This is a genomic window from Methylobacterium sp. 13MFTsu3.1M2 (assembly GCF_900112625.1).
Lineage (GTDB): Bacteria > Pseudomonadota > Alphaproteobacteria > Rhizobiales > Beijerinckiaceae > Methylobacterium.
In genome coordinates this window covers 109,107-125,529 of record NZ_FOMM01000008.1, presented here as the reverse complement: position 1 = coordinate 125,529, position 16,423 = coordinate 109,107, and the positions used below count along the sequence as shown (strand labels likewise).

General features: G+C 73.3%; 27 protein-coding genes. 12 read left to right on the top strand and 15 right to left on the bottom strand.

Translation table 11 applies throughout. From position 1 onward, the window contains the following. Positions 1–99: 99 nt before the first annotated feature. A complete protein-coding gene (locus tag BM314_RS08920) occupies positions 100–315 on the top strand; it encodes a hypothetical protein (RefSeq protein WP_056522883.1) in 216 nt (71 codons plus the stop codon). Between the two features lie 16 nt (positions 316–331). On the opposite strand, the gene BM314_RS08915 is transcribed toward BM314_RS08920, so the two are convergent. The 6 genes from BM314_RS08915 to BM314_RS08890 all read right to left on the bottom strand — a co-directional run bounded on the left by BM314_RS08915 (position 332) and on the right by BM314_RS08890 (position 5,420). After that, positions 332–1,807 carry a protein adenylyltransferase SelO gene (locus BM314_RS08915; protein WP_091977891.1) on the bottom strand — a complete coding sequence of 492 codons (1,476 nt, stop codon included), beginning with the start codon at positions 1,805–1,807 and terminating at the stop codon, positions 332–334. A 221-nt stretch (positions 1,808–2,028) separates the two neighbouring features. Continuing rightward, positions 2,029–3,087, bottom strand: a complete 1,059-nt coding sequence (locus BM314_RS08910) for a phosphatase PAP2 family protein (RefSeq protein WP_091977890.1) — start codon at positions 3,085–3,087, stop codon at positions 2,029–2,031. 125 nt (positions 3,088–3,212) lie between these two features. Continuing rightward, positions 3,213–3,473 carry a hypothetical protein gene (locus BM314_RS08905; RefSeq protein ID WP_020090990.1) on the bottom strand — a complete coding sequence of 87 codons (261 nt, stop codon included), beginning with the start codon at positions 3,471–3,473 and terminating at the stop codon, positions 3,213–3,215. A gap of 192 nt (positions 3,474–3,665) precedes the next feature. Further along, the gene (locus tag BM314_RS08900) at positions 3,666–4,196 is read right to left on the bottom strand and encodes a Ros/MucR family transcriptional regulator (protein WP_091977889.1); all 531 of its coding nucleotides are present in this window, start codon (positions 4,194–4,196) and stop codon (positions 3,666–3,668) included. 361 nt (positions 4,197–4,557) lie between these two features. Then, positions 4,558–4,860 carry a hypothetical protein gene (locus BM314_RS08895; protein ID WP_020090988.1) on the bottom strand — a complete coding sequence of 101 codons (303 nt, stop codon included), beginning with the start codon at positions 4,858–4,860 and terminating at the stop codon, positions 4,558–4,560. Between the two features lie 134 nt (positions 4,861–4,994). Next, positions 4,995–5,420, bottom strand: a complete 426-nt coding sequence (locus BM314_RS08890; RefSeq protein WP_091977888.1) for a hypothetical protein — start codon at positions 5,418–5,420, stop codon at positions 4,995–4,997. A gap of 96 nt (positions 5,421–5,516) precedes the next feature. Between BM314_RS08890 and BM314_RS08885 the strand changes: the two genes are divergently transcribed. Next, on the top strand, positions 5,517–6,275 hold the full coding sequence (locus BM314_RS08885; protein WP_091977966.1) for a CDP-diacylglycerol diphosphatase: 759 nt from the start codon (positions 5,517–5,519) through the stop codon (positions 6,273–6,275). 95 nt (positions 6,276–6,370) lie between these two features. Beyond that, positions 6,371–6,700, top strand: a complete 330-nt coding sequence (locus BM314_RS08880; RefSeq protein ID WP_244491794.1) for a hypothetical protein — start codon at positions 6,371–6,373, stop codon at positions 6,698–6,700. 43 nt (positions 6,701–6,743) lie between these two features. On the opposite strand, the gene BM314_RS30545 is transcribed toward BM314_RS08880, so the two are convergent. Beyond that, entirely contained in the window at positions 6,744–6,911 is a 168-nt protein-coding gene (locus BM314_RS30545; protein ID WP_020090984.1) for a hypothetical protein, read from the bottom strand. Positions 6,912–7,065: 154 nt separating this feature from the next. Between BM314_RS30545 and BM314_RS08875 the strand changes: the two genes are divergently transcribed. Further along, on the top strand, positions 7,066–7,311 hold the full coding sequence (locus tag BM314_RS08875; protein WP_170868072.1) for a hypothetical protein: 246 nt from the start codon (positions 7,066–7,068) through the stop codon (positions 7,309–7,311). 15 nt (positions 7,312–7,326) lie between these two features. Here BM314_RS08875 and BM314_RS08870 read toward each other — a convergent pair whose 3' ends face one another. Both BM314_RS08870 and BM314_RS08865 read right to left on the bottom strand, forming a co-directional pair. Beyond that, on the bottom strand, positions 7,327–7,515 hold the full coding sequence (locus BM314_RS08870) for a hypothetical protein (protein WP_020090982.1): 189 nt from the start codon (positions 7,513–7,515) through the stop codon (positions 7,327–7,329). A gap of 168 nt (positions 7,516–7,683) precedes the next feature. Continuing rightward, on the bottom strand, positions 7,684–7,947 hold the full coding sequence (locus tag BM314_RS08865; RefSeq protein ID WP_026604594.1) for a hypothetical protein: 264 nt from the start codon (positions 7,945–7,947) through the stop codon (positions 7,684–7,686). Positions 7,948–8,164: 217 nt separating this feature from the next. On the opposite strand from BM314_RS08865, the gene BM314_RS08860 reads away from it, so the two are divergent. The 3 genes from BM314_RS08860 (at position 8,165) to BM314_RS08850 (ending at position 9,147) form a co-directional block, all read left to right on the top strand. Further along, positions 8,165–8,554: a hypothetical protein gene (locus BM314_RS08860; RefSeq protein WP_020090980.1), complete on the top strand. Its 390-nt coding sequence runs from the start codon at positions 8,165–8,167 to the stop codon at positions 8,552–8,554. A gap of 21 nt (positions 8,555–8,575) precedes the next feature. Continuing rightward, complete coding sequence (locus BM314_RS08855; RefSeq protein WP_020090979.1) at positions 8,576–8,776, top strand: hypothetical protein; 201 nt, start codon at positions 8,576–8,578, stop codon at positions 8,774–8,776. Between the two features lie 65 nt (positions 8,777–8,841). Beyond that, positions 8,842–9,147: a hypothetical protein gene (locus tag BM314_RS08850; RefSeq protein WP_091676078.1), complete on the top strand. Its 306-nt coding sequence runs from the start codon at positions 8,842–8,844 to the stop codon at positions 9,145–9,147. Positions 9,148–9,217: 70 nt separating this feature from the next. Here the strand turns inward: BM314_RS08850 and BM314_RS08845 are convergent, their stop codons facing one another. Next, a complete protein-coding gene (locus BM314_RS08845) occupies positions 9,218–9,622 on the bottom strand; it encodes a hypothetical protein (RefSeq protein WP_020090977.1) in 405 nt (134 codons plus the stop codon). Between the two features lie 208 nt (positions 9,623–9,830). Here BM314_RS08845 and BM314_RS08840 point away from each other — a divergent pair, with 208 nt between their 5' ends. Beyond that, positions 9,831–10,076: a hypothetical protein gene (locus BM314_RS08840; protein WP_091676084.1), complete on the top strand. Its 246-nt coding sequence runs from the start codon at positions 9,831–9,833 to the stop codon at positions 10,074–10,076. A gap of 42 nt (positions 10,077–10,118) precedes the next feature. On the opposite strand, the gene BM314_RS08835 is transcribed toward BM314_RS08840, so the two are convergent. Beyond that, positions 10,119–10,859 (bottom strand): DUF4336 domain-containing protein, encoded by a 741-nt coding sequence (locus BM314_RS08835; RefSeq protein ID WP_091977887.1) that lies wholly within the window; start codon positions 10,857–10,859, stop codon positions 10,119–10,121. 103 nt (positions 10,860–10,962) lie between these two features. Further along, positions 10,963–11,547, bottom strand: coding sequence for a YgjV family protein (locus BM314_RS08830; RefSeq protein ID WP_091977886.1), 585 nt, complete (start codon positions 11,545–11,547; stop codon positions 10,963–10,965). A 414-nt stretch (positions 11,548–11,961) separates the two neighbouring features. Here BM314_RS08830 and BM314_RS30955 point away from each other — a divergent pair, with 414 nt between their 5' ends. The 3 genes from BM314_RS30955 to egtD are packed head-to-tail and all read left to right on the top strand — an operon-like array spanning position 11,962 to position 14,116. Then, positions 11,962–12,189: a hypothetical protein gene (locus tag BM314_RS30955; protein WP_244539893.1), complete on the top strand. Its 228-nt coding sequence runs from the start codon at positions 11,962–11,964 to the stop codon at positions 12,187–12,189. Beyond that, complete coding sequence (locus BM314_RS08820; protein WP_091977885.1) at positions 12,186–13,160, top strand: methyltransferase; 975 nt, start codon at positions 12,186–12,188, stop codon at positions 13,158–13,160. The genes BM314_RS30955 and BM314_RS08820 overlap by 4 nt, the downstream gene beginning before the upstream one ends. After that, a complete protein-coding gene (gene egtD, locus BM314_RS08815; protein ID WP_091977884.1) occupies positions 13,157–14,116 on the top strand; it encodes an L-histidine N(alpha)-methyltransferase in 960 nt (319 codons plus the stop codon). Before BM314_RS08820 ends, egtD begins: the two co-directional genes overlap by 4 nt. A 70-nt stretch (positions 14,117–14,186) precedes the next feature. Here the strand turns inward: egtD and BM314_RS08810 are convergent, their stop codons facing one another. Continuing rightward, a complete protein-coding gene (locus BM314_RS08810; protein ID WP_020090971.1) occupies positions 14,187–14,411 on the bottom strand; it encodes a hypothetical protein in 225 nt (74 codons plus the stop codon). Between the two features lie 205 nt (positions 14,412–14,616). On the opposite strand from BM314_RS08810, the gene BM314_RS08805 reads away from it, so the two are divergent. Continuing rightward, positions 14,617–15,345: an SDR family oxidoreductase gene (locus BM314_RS08805; RefSeq protein ID WP_091977883.1), complete on the top strand. Its 729-nt coding sequence runs from the start codon at positions 14,617–14,619 to the stop codon at positions 15,343–15,345. Positions 15,346–15,361: 16 nt separating this feature from the next. Here BM314_RS08805 and BM314_RS08800 read toward each other — a convergent pair whose 3' ends face one another. After that, a complete protein-coding gene (locus tag BM314_RS08800) occupies positions 15,362–15,805 on the bottom strand; it encodes a DMT family transporter (protein WP_020090969.1) in 444 nt (147 codons plus the stop codon). A 43-nt stretch (positions 15,806–15,848) separates the two neighbouring features. After that, the gene (locus BM314_RS08795; protein WP_091977882.1) at positions 15,849–16,298 is read right to left on the bottom strand and encodes a DMT family transporter; all 450 of its coding nucleotides are present in this window, start codon (positions 16,296–16,298) and stop codon (positions 15,849–15,851) included. Positions 16,299–16,423: the final 125 nt, after the last annotated feature.

The following is a 16,423-nucleotide window of genomic DNA, read 5'->3' as shown; positions in this document are numbered from 1 at the left end:
CGTTAACGTTGTTTAACCTTTACACGATCCTTCCGCGAACGATCCTGGCTTTGGCGATATAATCTTGAGTACATGCTTTGTGTCGAAAGGAGGGGGGATATGTCGTATTCGATTCTGGTTCGCGATCTCACCCGCGAGACCGACGGTACTCCCAAACTTCTGGCCTACGACATTCACGACCGCTCGGCGGCCGAGACTCTCGTGTCGGTGATCGCCACTTCGTACCAGGATCACGGTTTCAATCCAGCGACCCGCGTCCACTGGTTTCGCCACGCGGGCGGGCTGCGCGAGATCTTCACGTGGCCGCGGTCCTGACCGGCGGCGCGCGGGCTCAGGTGCCGCAGAAGGTCCGGTAGCCGACGCCGCCGCCCGCGGGCGCCTCCGCGAAGGCGGCGTGGTCCGGCTGGTCGTCGTAGGGGCGGGCCAGGACGGCGAGGAGCGTCGCGAACGGCGCGAAGTCGTCCCGCTCCACGGCGGCCTCGATCATCGCCTCGACCCGGTGGTTGCGCGGGATGAAGGCCGGGTTCTCCCGGCGCATCGCGGCGGCGGTCTCGACCGGGTCGCGCGCCTCCTGCGCCAGCCGCGCGCGCCACGCGGCCGCCCAGGCATCGTAGCGCGTCGGGTCGACGAACAGGTCGCGCACGGCCGCGTCGGCCTCAGGCCGCGCCGCCGCGTCGCAGAGCCGGCGGAACGTCAGGGTGAAGTCGGCCTGGTTCTCGGCCATGCCCTTGAGGAGGTCGCCCGCCAGCTCGGCGTCGCCGTCGCGGGTCTCGGCGAGGCCGAGCTTGCGGGCGAGGCCGCCGTGATAGGCCGCCTCGAAGCGCGGCGCGAAGGTGGCCAGCGCCGCCTCGGCCTCGGCGACGGCGGCGTCCTCGCCCTCGGCGAGGAGCGGCAGCAGGGTCTCGGCGAGGCGGGTCAGGTTCCAGAGCGCGATCCGCGGCTGCTGGCCGTAGGCGTAGCGGCCGTTGCGGTCGATGGAGCTGTAGACCGTCCGGGGATCGTAGGCGTCGAGGAACGCGCAGGGCCCGTAATCGATCGTCTCGCCCGCGACCGACATGTTGTCGGTGTTCATCACGCCGTGGACGAAGCCGACGTGCAACCAGCGGGCGACGAGGGCCGCCTGGGCCGCGACGACGCCCTCCAGCAGCGCCCGGTAGGGATTGCCGGCCCCGGCCGCGTCCGGATGGTGCCGGGCGACGACGTGGTCGGCGAGCGCCCGCAGCCCCTCGACGTCGCCCCGCGCCGCGAAGAACTGGAAGGTGCCGACCCGGATGTGGCTCGCCGCCACGCGCGTGAGGACCGCGCCCGGCAGGAGCGTCTCGCGCACCACCGGCTCGCCGGTCGTCACGGCGGCGAGGGCCCGGGTGGTCGGGATGCCGAGCGCCGCCATGGCCTCGCTGACGAGGTACTCGCGCAGGACCGGGCCGAGCGCCGCCCGCCCGTCGCCCCGCCGGGAGAACGGCGTCGGGCCTGCGCCCTTCAGCTGGATGTCGCGGCGGCGCCCGTTCCGGTCGACGACCTCGCCGAGCAGGACCGCGCGGCCGTCGCCGAGCTGGGGCACGAACTGGCCGAACTGGTGCCCGGCATAGGCCGCGGCGATCGGGTCGGCGCCGTCCGGGACGGCGTTCCCCGCGAGCGCCGCGACGCCGTCCGGGCCGGCGAGCCAGTCCGGATCGAGGCCGAGCTCCTCGGCGAGCGCGCGGTTCAGCCGGACGAGGCGCGGCGCCGCCACGGGCGTCGGCGGCCGGCGGGCGTAGAAGCGCTCCGGCAGGCGGGCGTAGCTGTTGTCGAAGGGGAGTGCCGTCATCGTCGGGATCTATGGAGCGCGGGGTCGGGGGGCAAGCGGGGCCGTCGGGGCCGCGGGATCCGGGCGGTGCCGTCGGCGCCCGTGGGCCTCTCGGACATCGACCGGAGCCGCGCGGCGGCGACGGAACCGCGGATCGTCCACCGGGTCCGGGTCATCGTCGCGCCTTCCCCGCTCCCTGGCCCATCCACCGGGCGGGGGGATGTTCGCGGCCCGACCCGTTCTCAGGCGTCGGCGGGCCGGATCGCTTCGAGCGCCTCGATCCTCCGGGTGGTGGGATCGCGCGCGGCGGGATCGGCCGCCGACCCGCGCCGCCGGGCGCGGCAGGCCAGGGCCGCGAGGGCCAGGAGACCGCCCGCCAGCACGTCCGGAAGGTAATGACCGCCCGACCCGACGGTCGCGACGATCACGGCGGCGTTCAGCAGGACGGCCAGGGGGCCGAGGAGCCGCATCGGCGCCAGCGCCCAGGCCGTGAGGATCGCGAGGCACACGTGGAAGGACGGGAAGGTCGCGAGGCCGCGCAGGTCACCGAGGGCCAGCGTGTGCAGGATGCCGGCCCGAAGCCGCGCCACCGGCTCCAGGTGCCAGAGCGCGCCGACCGTCTCCAGGGGCTCGGACGGGACGACCCGCGGGGCGTAGTGGGCGTAGGGGCCGAGGGCCGGCAGCAGGGCGGCGAGGACGATCACGCACAGCAGCGTCGCGGAAAACAGCCGGATGTAGGTCCAGAGCCGGCCGAGGCGGCGGGTCGCGCTCAGCGCGATCACCACGAGCCCGACCTGCGGGCCGCTCGAATGGTAGGCGAGCGCCAGCCACCACGACAGCGTCGGGTGCCGCGCCAGGAACGCCACGTGACCGGTCCAGTCGAAGCCGAGGGCGGCCTCGATGCGGGCCAGCGCGGGATCGACGAAGGGCAGCCCGATCCCGGCGGCGAGGAAGTGCAGGACCGCCACTGGCACCGTGAAGGCGATGAGGAACGCGCTCGCCAGGGCCATGCCGCGCAGGGGCGGGTCGGACTTCACCGTGCTCAGGCAGGCGGCGGCGCTCAGCAGGACGAGGACGGCGAGGCCGGCGAGGGTGAAGCCGAGGGGCTCGGCGGCGATCCCGGACGCCGCCATCCAGACGGCGTCGACCACGACGATCGCCAGGGTCAGGGCCCAGAGACGCGGGTCCGGCGCGGCGATGCCGGTGCTGTGCCGGCGCAGCAGGCGCCACCAGGGACGTGCCGGGTTTCGAGCGCGGACGATGGGCGCGCGGCCGGCGTGAACGGCCCGGTCTGGACGCATGATCCGGCTCACCTCGCCCGACAGGGCCGATGCGCGGCCGGGACGAGGCTCGGCCGCGACGGGGATGTGGCCGCCGGCCGGGGGTGGCGGCGGGCGGACAGGGTTGGGGGTGGGGGGGGCGGACTCTACCGGCCGGTCGTCGGGGCGTCGCCCGTGGCCGGGGGCTTGCCGGTGCCGACCGCGCCCTCCGTCGGCGGCACGGCGGAGGGATGCGTGACGGCCTCCGTCGCGGTCTTGCCCGGGTCCTTCGTGTCGGCTGCCGGCTTCGGCGCGGTCTCGGCCGGTGGCGCCGCCCCGGGGCCGGGCCGATCCTGCGCCCGGGCCGCGGCCGGAAGGGCGGCCAGCGTGGCGGCGGCGAGGACGAGGGCGGGGATCGATCGGGTCAAGCGTGGCTCCGTCGCGCGGTCGGGCGTTCAACCGGCCCAACGGCTGGCCGCAGGGGTCGTTCCGACGCGCGCCGGTCCGGGACCGGCCGGGAGGTGACGGGTGGGTCCGGCGAGGCCGTACCCGGTCCCGTCATCTCAGGTCCTGGCGCGCGGGGCGCCGGCAGTGCGCGCCGGTGCGCGCGGCCGGGGCCCTCACGCCTCCGCGGCGGCCTTCCGGGTCTTGCGGCCCTTGGGAGCCTTCGTGCCGGCACCGGCCTCCGCCGCGACGGTCTCCGCGGGCTCGCTCCGCTTGGCGGCCGGGCCGCGGCGCTTGTGGCCGAGGCCGGCGTTGCGGGCGAACTCGGCGCGCATCGCCGAGTAGTTGGACGCGGTCGTCGGGTAGTCCGGCGGCAGCCCGTAGCGCTGCCGGTACTGCTCGATCGTCATGCCGTTGCCGGTGAGATGCCGCTTGAGCGTCTTGTACGGCTTGCCGTCGATGAAGCTGATCAGGGCGTCGGGCGTGATCGACTTCTTGATCTGCGCGGGCGTCGCCTTCTTGAATTCGGGCTCCGACGTGACCGTCGTGTGCCCGAGACCGGCCAGCGCGGCGTGGACGCCGGACAGCAGCGACGGGAGGTCGGGAACCGGAACGGAGTTGTTGGCGACATAAGCCGAAACAATATCGGCGGTCAGCTCGACGAAATCGATCGGGTCCTGATGCGGTGCAGGATTGCTATCTTCCATGGGCGCCTCTCACGTGTGAGTGATCCATGAACGTGCATTCGCTTCTCGACAGTCAAGTCCTTATCTGCACGAAGATAACCCATTATGCCTGTTATCTACCGAATGGAGTGGCGAATACCAACATAGATCAGTGGCGCATTTCGCGCCGGATCTTTCGCCCGCCGGCACCCCGACTGCCGGATCCTCGGGCGCCTTCGGCCGCAGCCGACCGGCCGGACCGGGCGGGGCTCTTCACAAAGCGTTAACCCTGACCGTGGTCACTGACAGGGTCGCTCCGGCTTTGGGGGTAAGAAGCCGAACGACAGGCGGGCCGAGCCCTGCCCCTCCATGCTCGGCCCGCGCCCTCGCGCCGCGGCGACGCTCAGGCGTTGGCCGCGGTCCCGATCGGCGTGGCGATCGCGCCCCGCGTCCCGGGCGGGATGACGGCCTGCAGGACCCGCGCGGGCCCGGCCGCGTAGTCGGCGCGGTAGCTGCGCTCAAGGGTCATCAGGGTGCGCATCGGCGCCTCGGCCAGATCGAGCAGGCGGGCGTCGCGCCAGCGGAGCTTGGTGAGGCCGGTGCGGCTGAACCACCGCGGCCTCTCTTCCTCGACGAGCAGGACCAGCTTGCCCGTCCACGTCTTGCGGAACCAGAACCGTCCCGTGAGCTTGGCCGCGCCGAACATGCAGCACCTCGCGTGAGAGCCCCTTGAAAGCAACGCGGGTCAAGCTCGGCGGTTTCCGCGCGCGGCCCGTCGTCCGGCACCGGACCGGCGCCGCGGCCATGCGCCGGCGGCATGGGCGCGACGGCGGACACGGCTCAGCCGCAGGTGCGGTCGCTCAGATCGCGGCCGGCCAGGGTGGTGCCGGCCGTGGTGCCGCCGGCGAGGGCGCGGTCGGCCAGGATCGCGAGCGGGCGGCCGGCCAGGGCGCCGACGAGCCCGGCGGCGGCCTTGATCAGGAAGTCGTCGAACCGGCCGTGGCGGGTCCCGGTGAGGGTCTGGCCGGCTTCCAGGCCGCCGGCCAGGACGACGCTGCCCGCCAGGATCCAGAGCCAGTGCCGCGGGTAGGCCACCGTCATGAGCAGCCCGGCCAGAGCATAGGCCGCGACGCGCTCGTAGCTGGGATTGGCCGTGACCACCGGGCGGAATCCGATCGGCACCAGCGTGATCGCGGCGATCAGCGCCACCAGGATCCAGGCCGCGACCCGTATCAGGCCGTGCCACTGCGCGTTCGATCTCAGCATCGCGGAAACGTAACCTCGCGGCGATGGCGGCCGCGTACAACGATGGCGCGCCGCCCGACGTATCATAACGACGGCCGGGGACCGGAACATCTGATCATGCGTGGTACTCTGGTCGTCGCGACCCTTCTCGCCTTCTCGGTGATGCCGGCCGCCATCGCGGCCAATCCGGTGCGGGACGTGCTCTGGGTGGCGCTGCAGGGCTGCGTGCTCGCCAAGAAGGCCGCGGGCCGGAGCTTTCGCTGCCTCGCGGTCGATCTCGGCGACGCGGCGCGCCCGGGAACGGCGGTGCTGCGGGCGCCGGGCCAGCCCACCCACACGGTGGTGATGCCAACCGACAGCGTCTCGGGCATCGAGGCCCCCGTGCTCCAGGGCCCGCGGGGAGCGGCCTACTGGCGGGCGGCGCTCGCGGCCCGGCACTACGTGTCGGACGCGCTGCAGGGTCGCCTGCCGCCCTCCGCGGTGGGCCTGGAGGTGAATTCCGTGGGCGGCCGCAGCCAGGATCAGCTGCACATCCACCTCGACTGCATGCGCCGGAGCGTCACGGCGGCCCTGAAGGCCCACGGCGACGCCGTCGGCGACAGCTGGGCCCCGTTCCCGGTGCCGCTGGCGAAGGTGTCCTACCTCGCCATGCGGGTCCCGGCGGACGCGGTCGCGGCGTTCAACCCGTTCGCCGCTCTGGCCCGCGTGCCGGGCTGGCAGGGCCACCTGCACGACGCGAGCTTCGCGGCGGTGGAGGCTGATCCCGGGGATCCGCGGGGCGGGATGATCCTGCTCGCCTATCGGGAGCCTGAGGCCAGTGCCGAGTACCTGATGGATCACGGCTGCCGGGTGGCCAGGCACGGCCGGGCCGGCTGACCGGCGGCCGAGCCCAGCCGTGCCGAGCCGCGGCCACTGTTGCTGCTACGTTCTATCCCTCGGGGGCACGAATCGGGCATAGAGCGAGCATGCGCATGCCGGTGCTCAGCTTGTCCGCGATGCTCCTCCTGACCACCGGACCTGCGGTTGCGGGGCCGGCCGCCGGAGCCACCGATCCGGCCGAGCTGGAGCGCGCGTGGCACCGCTGCCTGCGGGACGCCACGGGGCATCAGCCGACGGGGCAGAGCCGCGCCGGCGACGAGCGCAACGCCCTCGACGAGTGCAAGGCCCGCGAGGATGCCCTGGTGGCGGCCCTGATGTCCGGCGCGCGCCCGGCGGACGCCCGCACCGGCACGGTGTGGTCACGGACCTGGGCGGCGTTCGTGGAGCCGCTCACCGCGTGGCTCGGCGCGCTGCGGCGCTGAGCGCGTCGCGGTCTCCGCGCCGATCGTGCCGGGTGATACGGCGTCAGGCGCCGCCGATGCCGGTCGTCACCGTGCCGCTGCCCCGGCAATCGGAGCACTGCGCGTCGGCGACCTTGCCGGTGCCGCCGCAGGTCCGGCACAGGTTCTCGCCGGTGCCCGGCGTGCCGGGCGGGGCCTCGTCCCCGGGTTTGCGCGGATCCGCCTCGGCCATCGTCAGCCCTCTCCGGACGCCCGTTCCTGACCGGAAAACCGTGTCGGTCCGGCGCTGTTCCCGGTCGCGTGCGTCGTCGAGGCTCGGGGCCGTCCGCGGCGTCGCACCGCGCACGGCCCGGCGAACCGCGGCCCGCGCGAGCCGTTGGCCGGCCATGAGCGATCAGACATCCAAGCCGCACCCGGATCCCGTCACCGAGGCGCGCCGGCGCGAGATGGCGACCGAGCATCTCCTGTTCGGGACGATGCGGTTCCTGGCGCGGCAGAACCCGGAGCTGCTGGACGAACTCGAGGGCAGCCTCGTCCACCTGTGGGATACGGTCGAGGGCGAGGCGCGGGACGATGAGGCCGTGCGGACCATCGCCCGGCGCATGCTCAAGGGACTGCGGGCCGAGCGATGATCGGCCCGGCCCGGCTCACCGCTGGGCGGCGTCGGTCACCTTGATGGTCGGGATCATCGCCACGGCCTGCGCGGTCACGCGGTCGAACGTCTCCCCGGTCAGGCCCCGCTCCGTCGCGAGCTTCCGGATCCGGTCCGCGTGCTGCGAGAGGGTCAGGCCGAAATAGGTCTTCTCTGCCGCCTGTTCGACAGACTCGTTTGCCACGTGTTCACTCCTGTTCATGGTCGGTGAGGCGCGCTGATTTGGGCCAGGGCGGCCGGGGCTTCAACCCCCGGCCGCGGCCACCGCACCCCGGCCATGAATCGCGGTCATGGCCGGGACGCCGTAGGCGCGCGGTCTTGCCGACGCCCTGCAGCCGTCGGTCCGCCGCTATCAGCGGTTGCAGCCGATGCAGATGCCGCGGGTAATCGCGTCGTTGCGCTCCTCGACGGCGTCGCGGCGCTCGATGCTGCCGGTCTCGTTCGGGCCGAGGGCGCCGGGATTGGGCACCGTCTGGCCGGTCGCGGCGGTATGGGGCGCCTTGGCGGTGGTGGCGGGCCCGCCGCCGGTGCCCGTCTGGCTCACCGGGTCGGCCCAGGCGGTGACGGAGGCCAGGGTCAGGGCGGCGGCCATGGCGAGAGTCGCGGATCTGCGCATGTGAAGCTCCCAGCACTGCGTGCGTCGGTCTGTGCGAAACTGACGCACGCGCGCGCGAGAAGTTCCCGCCTCCGCGCGCGATCGGCACCCCGGCGCGAGTCGTTCGGCGGCTGAATGCGGCCGTTCACCTTCGGGCGTAACGGCTAAGCCATTTTGAGAACTGTCTTCGCTTCCGAATTGGGGAATCGTGGTGCTGTAACATTCGGAGGCGTACGTCATGAACCCGACCGTCAAGGCCGTGCTGCTGAACGAGCGGGCCTCTGTGCTCTCGGCGATCGCGGCGCGTCAGGGCACCGTCTCCGACCTCCTCGTGCAGATCAACGGCGTCGAGAACGATATCTGGCGGCTGCGCCACCGCCTCATCGATATCGAGGCGTACCTGGTCGGGCATCGCGTCGAGCTGCCGGATCTCGGCGAAGGGCAGACGGAGAGTGCGGACGGGACGGAGGTTCTCGTTCCGCGCCATGCGGCGCCCCAGGCCGCGACCCGGTCGGTCGAGGTGATCGGCCTGCCGACCTGCAAGCCCCTCGGCGATTTCGTCCGGCCGAAGACGTCCGCGCGGAAGGCCCAGGCGGCCGCCGGGCCCCGCCAGGTCGAGACCGCCTGAGGTCGTCCGGGGATCACGCCCATGCACCGCATCCGCCTGGCCCTTCGGCGGAGGGCCCCCGTGCCGCCGGCGCCGGCGCTGCCCGAGAGCCTGACCCGCTACGTGTCGCCGCCGGCTCCCGAGGCCGGCTTGATCACCGCGCCGCTCCGGGACATCGGCATGGCGCTGCTCGTCGGTGTCGTCGTCGCGCTCGTCGGCGGCCGGATTCTCGAAGCCTGGTAGCCGGTCCTGACTGTGTCCCGGCCATGGCCTATGAGGATCGGTGAGGATCCCGAGGGGGTGGACGGATGGGCAACGGCGACGGCAGCGGCGCGCCGAGCGCGAAGATCGCGGAGGTTCAGCGCCTGGCCACGGCGCTCGCGGCGCGCGTGCGCTACGCGCAGCTGGTAGGCCGCCCGGTCTACGAGGCGCAGATCTCCGCGCTGGTCGGCGCGGCCCGCCTGATGGATGAGGAGAGGGCCCCCTGGCCGCCGATGGTGGAGGAGGTGCTGACCGAGCTCGCCCGCGCGATCGAGGGGACCGAACCCGCCGCGGAAGGCGAGGCGGACGATTCTGGGGGAGACCCGGCGAAGGACGCGCCCGGACAGCCCTGAGCGCACCGCTCCCGTCGCCAAACCCCCGTCGCCAGCTCCGTCGCCACCCCCGTCGCCACCCTTGTAACGGTCATCGCGCGATCGCGCCGGACCTCCGGCCGGGATCGCCCGGAGATGGGCCGCGCCTGTCGCGCGCTCTCAGCCAGATGGCGGCATCCAGCATGACGACGGGCGCCACCGCCAGGGCCGCGGCCAGGGTGCGGTTGCGCCGCGGGTTCGAGGGCGTGGCGCGGGCCGCCAGCAGGCCGGCATCGAGGAGATCCCCGCCCACCCGTAGGCCGAGATGCCGCTCCGGCTCGGCGGCAGCCAGGATCGCCGCGCCCGAGGCGATCTCGCGCAGGCCGTAGAGCTGGATCAGGCCCTCGTGGCCGTCGAGGCCGGTCGCGGCGGCGACGCGCCGGGGCGCGAAGGTCTCGGCGAGGCCGAGCCCGATCCCGAACCAAGCCAGCCCGCGGGCCATCTGCCTGTCATCCATCTGCGATCCTGCTCCGCGCGGCCAACGGTCCATGGTTGGCCAACCGGGCGGTTCCGGCCGTGTTCCGGACCGCCGCGAGGCCGGAACTTCGGGGCGAAGGGCTGATTGATCAGTGTGCCGGCACGGAGATCCGCGCCGCCGCCGCGGTGCGACGATCGCCTCCGGTCGCATGCCCTCAACCCGCTCGCGTCGTGAAGGCGATGGCCGCATGATCCTGAGCCTGCAGGCCGTGCAGGTCGCGACCGGCAGCGACGATGCCGAGAGTCAGCTCGTCTTCGCCGACGGGTTCCTGGTCGCGATCCTGGTCCGTCTCTCGGCGCAGCACGGGGCCGATGCCGGGAAGTGGTTCCTCGAAGCCGGGTTCGGCCCGATCGATCCCCTCGGGCCGCCGCTGTTCGCGGACCTTCCGGCGGCCCGGGCCTGGATCATGCGGCAGCTGATCGCCGCGGCCTGACGGCGGCGACGGCGAAACTCGGGGTGATCCTCGGGGTGATCCTCAGGACGGCGTCCCGAGCCAGCGGAGCGAGCGTCGCAGCCGGGCCGCACCGTCCGCGGCGAACCAGAGTCCGTGCGCGAACACGACCCGTTCCGGCGCCAGGCCGACGAGATCCGCGGCCGCCCGCGCGGCGTCGCGCCGCCGGAGCCTGATCACGAGGCGCAGGTAGGGCGGCGGCTCGCCGTGCGGCGGCGTCATGCGGGCGAGGCGCAGGAGCGGACGCAGCAGCGCCGGCATCTTCGCGGGCTCCAGGTTGAGGACGAGGTCGGTCAGGATCAGCGTGCGGCTCGCGCCGTGGAAGAACGCGACTTCCCGGAAGCCGAACCCGCCCGGCACGACGACCTGACGCAGGTCCGCCGCCCAGTCGGGCGGCGGCGCATCCTCCAGAACCCGGTCGACGCGCAGGCCGGCGCGGCGGACCTGGCGACGCTCGCGGAGGTTGGGGGCTGCCCAGGTCAGGGCCTCCGGACACTGGGTCTGCCAGTCCTTCAGGAAGGTCCAGTGGGCGATGTTGGGCGCGACCAGGTGGCGGATCGGTCCGAGCGCGGCGATCGCGCGGTGCAGGCCCGCGTCGTAGCGCGTGGGGGAGTGCAGCCAGACCGATCCGTCCCCGAGACGGACGACGGTCATCCGGACGGGCAGGGGGATGCCGAGGGCGCGGAGCGGCCCGCTGTCGACGATCCAGACGCCCTCGGCCACCGGCTTGAGCACGTCGAGGGGTGGATAGGTCGCGTCCGGCAAATCCCGCTCTCTTCCTCGGCCGCGGGACGTCACGCGCCCGCTCCCGTGCAACGGCGGGGCCGCGGCGGGTTTCCCGGATCCATCGCCGCAGGCCCGGGGCGTCTCACGCCCGCGCGCAGTCGGGCGCGACCGGCTCCATCGGCGGAACCGGGGCGGCGCGCAGCAGCGCGATCGCGAGACCGAGGATCGTCAGCACGTCGCAGGTCAGTCCGAAGACCGAGCCGACCAGGAGATTGTGCCCTGCCCAGCACAGGGAGGCGCCGAGGAAGAGCTGGCGCATCGCCTGCGGCGCCGCCTGGAGCCGCGCGCCGGTGGCGAGCAGCGAGCCCGCGGCCGCGCAGGCCGACGGCCAGCCGTTCCACGTGGCCGCCGTCAGGCACGCCGCCGCGAGGGTGCTCGCGGCGAAGACGGGCGGCACCCAGCCGCCCCGGCCGGGCGCGCCGACGCAGCGGAGAGAGACGAGGCTCTGCAGCACCGAGATGGCGCACATCGCCGTCCCGGTGAGCGCCCCGAGCGTCAGGTAATGCGCGCCGAAGCAGGCGGCACAGGCCGCCGAGGCCGCGAGGATCCAGGCGCGCCGCGGCATCACCCCCGCAGTAAAGCCCAGGATCAGGCCCAGCGACCCGAACAGATCGAGGTGCGCCGCGGCGGCGGCGGACCAGGAATACAGGAATGATGCGGCGTTCATCGTGCGCGACCGGCCGGCGCGGGGGCGCCGTTTCAGTCGATCGCGCTAGGATCGCCCGGTAATCGGATGGTTAACGCCGCCTCCGGCGACGATCGCGACCCGGCGAGCGTGGCCGCGCCGCCGCACCGCGGTCCCGCGCGGCGACCCGCCGTGCCCGTATGTCGGTGGGCCCGATCATCGGTCATTCCGTGTGTCGATCGGCATCATGAGAGTATTCAATCAAAACAAGATGTTTGAACTCCGGGATTAACATAGATCAGGGGCCGATCCGTGCGTATTGCGCAGGGAACAATGCCTGCGGCTTCCGGTTCTCCGGGCATTCGAGTCGGGACGACACCGCGGCCGTTCGGGCGGGGGTGCACGCGCGCCCGCTACCGGTGGTGTGAACCGACGCTCCGATGCAGCTTCCCACGTATGACGATCATCATCCCGTCGCCGCGCGGTTCCGGGACTTCATCGGGCCTGGACGACGCCCGCATCTACCTGGCCCTGCTCGCCTTCCTCTGTGGGTACCGCGCGCAGCCGGGCCTGTTCCGGAGCTTCGCGGTGCTGTTCGACCGGGGACGTCCGGCAGGTCGCCGCCGATCGCGCGTCGGGCGCCTTCGTGATGCGCCGGATGGACAGCTGAGGGCCGACCGATGACGCGTTCCGTTCCGATGGCCGCTCCGTTTCCCGAGGACGAGGAGGCGGTGCTGGCGCTGGCGCGCGCCCTGCGCGAGACCGGCTACACCTTCACCACCGTGACTCCGGCCACCCACGCCCACGTCAACGCCCGGCCGCGGCACGCCGAGGCGCGCAGCCTGCGCGACGTGTTCGGCTGGAGCCGGCCGTTCCGCGCCGACTTGGTCCCGGAGCCGATCCTGCGCCTGATGCGGGCGGCCGGCGCCGTGCTCGAGGACGGCCCGCTGCTGCGGCCGACGCTGCGCGTCTCCAGCCTCGACGGCGAGCTGTTCGCCCATTCCGCGTATCCCCCGAGCGCGGCCGACGCGGTGTTCTTCGGGCCCGACACGGCGCGCTTCGCCGCGGCGGTGATCGCGCATCTCGAGGCGCGGTCGCGGCCGGTGCGGCGCGCGGTCGATATCGGCTGCGGCTCGGGCGCGGCGGGGATCTGCGTCGCCAAGAGGGCGCCGGGCGCCGAGGTGGTGCTCGTCGACATCAACCCGGCGGCCATGCGGGCGGCGCGCGTCAACGCCCGGCTCGCCGGGACCGACGGGGTCGACGTCCGCCGCAGCGACCTGCTGCGCGACGTCGAGGGCCCGTTCGACCTCATCGTGTCGAACCCGCCCTTCATGATCGACACGGCGGAACGGGCCTACCGGCACGGCGGCGGCCCCCTCGGGGCCGGGCTGCCGCTCGCGGTGGCCGAGCAGGCGGCCGGGCGGCTCGCGCCCGGCGGCAGCCTCGTCCTGTTCACCGGCGCGGCCATCGTCGACGGGGCGGACCCGTTCCGCGACGCCGTGGCCGACCTCTGCGACCGGGCCGGGCTGGACTGGACCTACCGCGAGTTCGACCCGGACGCGTACGGCGAGGAACTCGCGACGCCCGCCTACGACGCGGTCGAGCGGCTCGCCCTCGTCGTCCTGACCGCCACGCGCCCGGTGTCCCGGCCATGACCGACCGCTCGACCGACAGCCTGCCCGACAGATCGACCGACACCTTCCTCCGGGACGCCCTCGCGGGCCTCTCCGCCGAGCCGAAGACGCTGCCGGGAAAGTATCTCTGGGACGAGACCGGCTCGGACCTGTTCGACAGGATCTGCCACAGCGCCGACTACTACCCGACCGCGCAGGAGATGACCGTCCTGCCGCAGGTCGCCGCCGACGTGGCGCGCCGGGTGCGGCCGGGGGTGACCGTCGTGGAGTTCGGCAGCGGCGCGAGCCGCAAGATCCGCACGCTCCTCGACGCGCTGCCCGAACCGGCGGCCTACGTGGCGATCGACATCTCCGGGGCGTACCTGGAGGCCGCGATCCGGCGGCTGGCCGCCGATTACCCCGGCATCCCGATGATCCCGGTCTGTGCCGACTACTCGCAGCCGGTCCAGCTGCCGCGAGGTGCCGGGCCGGGGGGCATCCTGGGCTTCTATCCGGGAACGAGCATCGGCAACTTCGACCCGCGTGGGGCCCGGCAGTTCCTCGAGCGCGCGCGCGCCACCCTCGGGCCGAGCCTCTTCCTCGTCGGCGCGGACGGCACCGCCGACCCGGACCGCCTGCAGCGCGCCTACGGGCGCGCCGACGGCCTCATGGCCGCGTTCCACCGCAACATCCTGACGCGGCTGAACCGGGAACTCGGCGCCGATTTCGACCGCGACAATTTCCGGCACGCCGTGCGGATCTGCCCGGACCCGCTGCGGGTCGAGGCCCACCTCGTCGCGACCCGGCCGGCGAGCTACCGGCTGGGCGACCGGACCATCGCGTTCGCGGCGGGGGAGAGCGTTCGGACCGACACGTCGCACAAGTACCCGGCGAACGCCTTCCGGGCGCTCGCGGCCGAGAGCGGCTGGCAGCCCCGCGCCCTGTGGACGGGGGAGGGCGGAGATTTCAACCTCCACCTGCTGCAAGCGGAGGCCTGACCCGGCGCGGAACTCTTCTCCCGACACGCTCGCGCGCGCCGGGCTAGTAGTTGATCCGGCGGCGGGCGCTCTAGACGGCCTCGATCGGCGCGTGCTTGCCGTCGTGGGCGGAGCCCGACTCCATGCTCCGCGTCTCGCCGGCCTGCCGCTGGTCCCGGGCCGGCGGCGGGTAATCCGTCAGCGGGCGCCAAGGGGCGGACGGAGTGCCGAGGCGCGCGCCGGACGGCCGCATCGACATCCAGATCGCGACGGCCATCCACGGGACGACGAAGAAGACGAAGGCGGCGAGCCCCACGGCGATCCTCCTTAGGTACGGTGACGCCGGGAGAACGCCGGAACAGCGGCCGCGGATCCGACGCGATCGGGCCTGGAGCCCGGCGCGGTCAGAACCTACAAGGTTGGGCCGCTCGGCCGGGCCCACCGGACCTGATCGGCGGCCCCGCCGGGCGCGGCCCGGTCCGGACGCCCGCGCGGCGCCGCGCAGCCTGCTGGAGCGAGCAATGGCAGATCTTTCCGGAAAGACGGTCCTGGTCACGGCGGCGGGTCAGGGGATCGGGCGCGCCAGCGCGCTCGCCTTCGCCCGCGCCGGGGCGCGGGTCCACGCCACCGACATCAACGCGGGCGCCCTCGCCGAGCTGCGCGCCGACACCCTCAGCACCGCGACCCTCGACGTGCTGGACGCGGACGCGGTCGGCGCCCTGGTCGCGCGCATCGGCGCGGTCGACATCCTGTTCAACTGCGCCGGCACCGTGCACGCCGGCACCATCCTGGAGATGCGCGACGACGAGCTCGACTTCGCCCTCGACCTCAACGTCAAGGCGATGATCCGCACGATCCGGGCGGTCCTGCCCGGCATGCTGGAGCGCCGCGACGGCGCCATCGTCAACATGGCCTCGGTGGCCTCCTCGGTGAAGGGCGTGCCCAACCGCTTCGCCTACGGGGTGACGAAGGCGGCGGTGATCGGCCTGACCAAGGCGGTGGCCGCCGACTATGTCGGCCACAACATCCGCTGCAACGCCATCTGCCCCGGCACGGTGGAGAGCCCGTCGCTGCAGGAGCGCATCCGCCAGCAGGGCGACTACGAGCAGACCCGCGCGGCCTTCATCGCGCGCCAGCCGATCGGCCGGCTCGGCACGCCCGAGGAGATCGCCGACCTCGCCGTCTACCTCGCGGGCGCGACCTACACGACCGGCCAGGCCGTCGTGATCGACGGCGGCTGGACGATCTGATCCGCCGGGGCGGGCCTCAGAACCGGGCGACCAGCGCCACGCCGCCGATCATCAGGGCGCCGCCGAGGATGCGCCACAGGCCGGCCTCGTGGACCTTGAAGCCCACGAGGCCGAAATGGTCGAGCAGGATCGACGTGACGACGCCCGCCGTCACGATCAGTCCGAGAAAGGTGGCGGCCCCGATCCGCGCGGAGACGGAGAGCTGCGCCATCGTCAGGCCCGCGCTCATCACGCCGCCGAGCCACGCCCACCAGGGTACCTGCGCGAGGCGGTCCAGCGTCGGCCACCCGTACTGCCCCGTCACCAGCATGGCGACGCAGATCGCCGCGACGCTGACGACGAGGCTCACCACGCCGGCGAGCAGCGGCCGCGCGAGGGACTTGGCGAGGCCCGCGTTCTGGCCCGGTTCGATCGCGGTGGCGATGCCCGCGAGCAGCGCGAAGCCGTACAGGAAGAGCATGCTGGGATCCTGAGGGTGCGAGGCGTTCGGATTGACTGTCCCGTCAGAACGCCGCCACGAGGGTGACGCCCGCGACCATCAGCGCGCCGCCGAGGATGCGCCAGCGCCCGGCGCGGTGGCGCGCGAAGCCCACGAGGCCGTGATGGTCGAGGATGATCGAGCCGACCACGCCCGCGGTGATCACGCAGCCCAGGAACGGCGCCGCGCCGACTTTCTCGGAGATGTAGAGCTGCGCCAGGACGACCGCCGCCCCGAGCACGCCGCCCGGCCAAGCCCACCAGGGCACGGGCGTGGCCGCTTCGGCCTGGGAGCGGCCGCGCAGCCAGGCGACGGCCATCGCGGCGAGGAAGCAGGCGATCGCGAGGCCGAAGCAGAACAGGCCGGCCAGCATCGGCTGCCCCGTGACCTTCGCCAGCGTGGCGTTCTGGCCCGGCTCGATGGCGTTCGCGACGCCGGCCACGAGGGCGATGCCGTAGAGATACCACTTGGACAAGGCGGCGCCTTCCCGACGAGGAGCGGATCGCACCCGGACGGGGCGGTCTGCTGCCAAACCCGCCGCCGCGCCGGGTGACTGCATCACAGGCCTGGTCGGTGCCGGGACACATCGCCCCAGGGCGG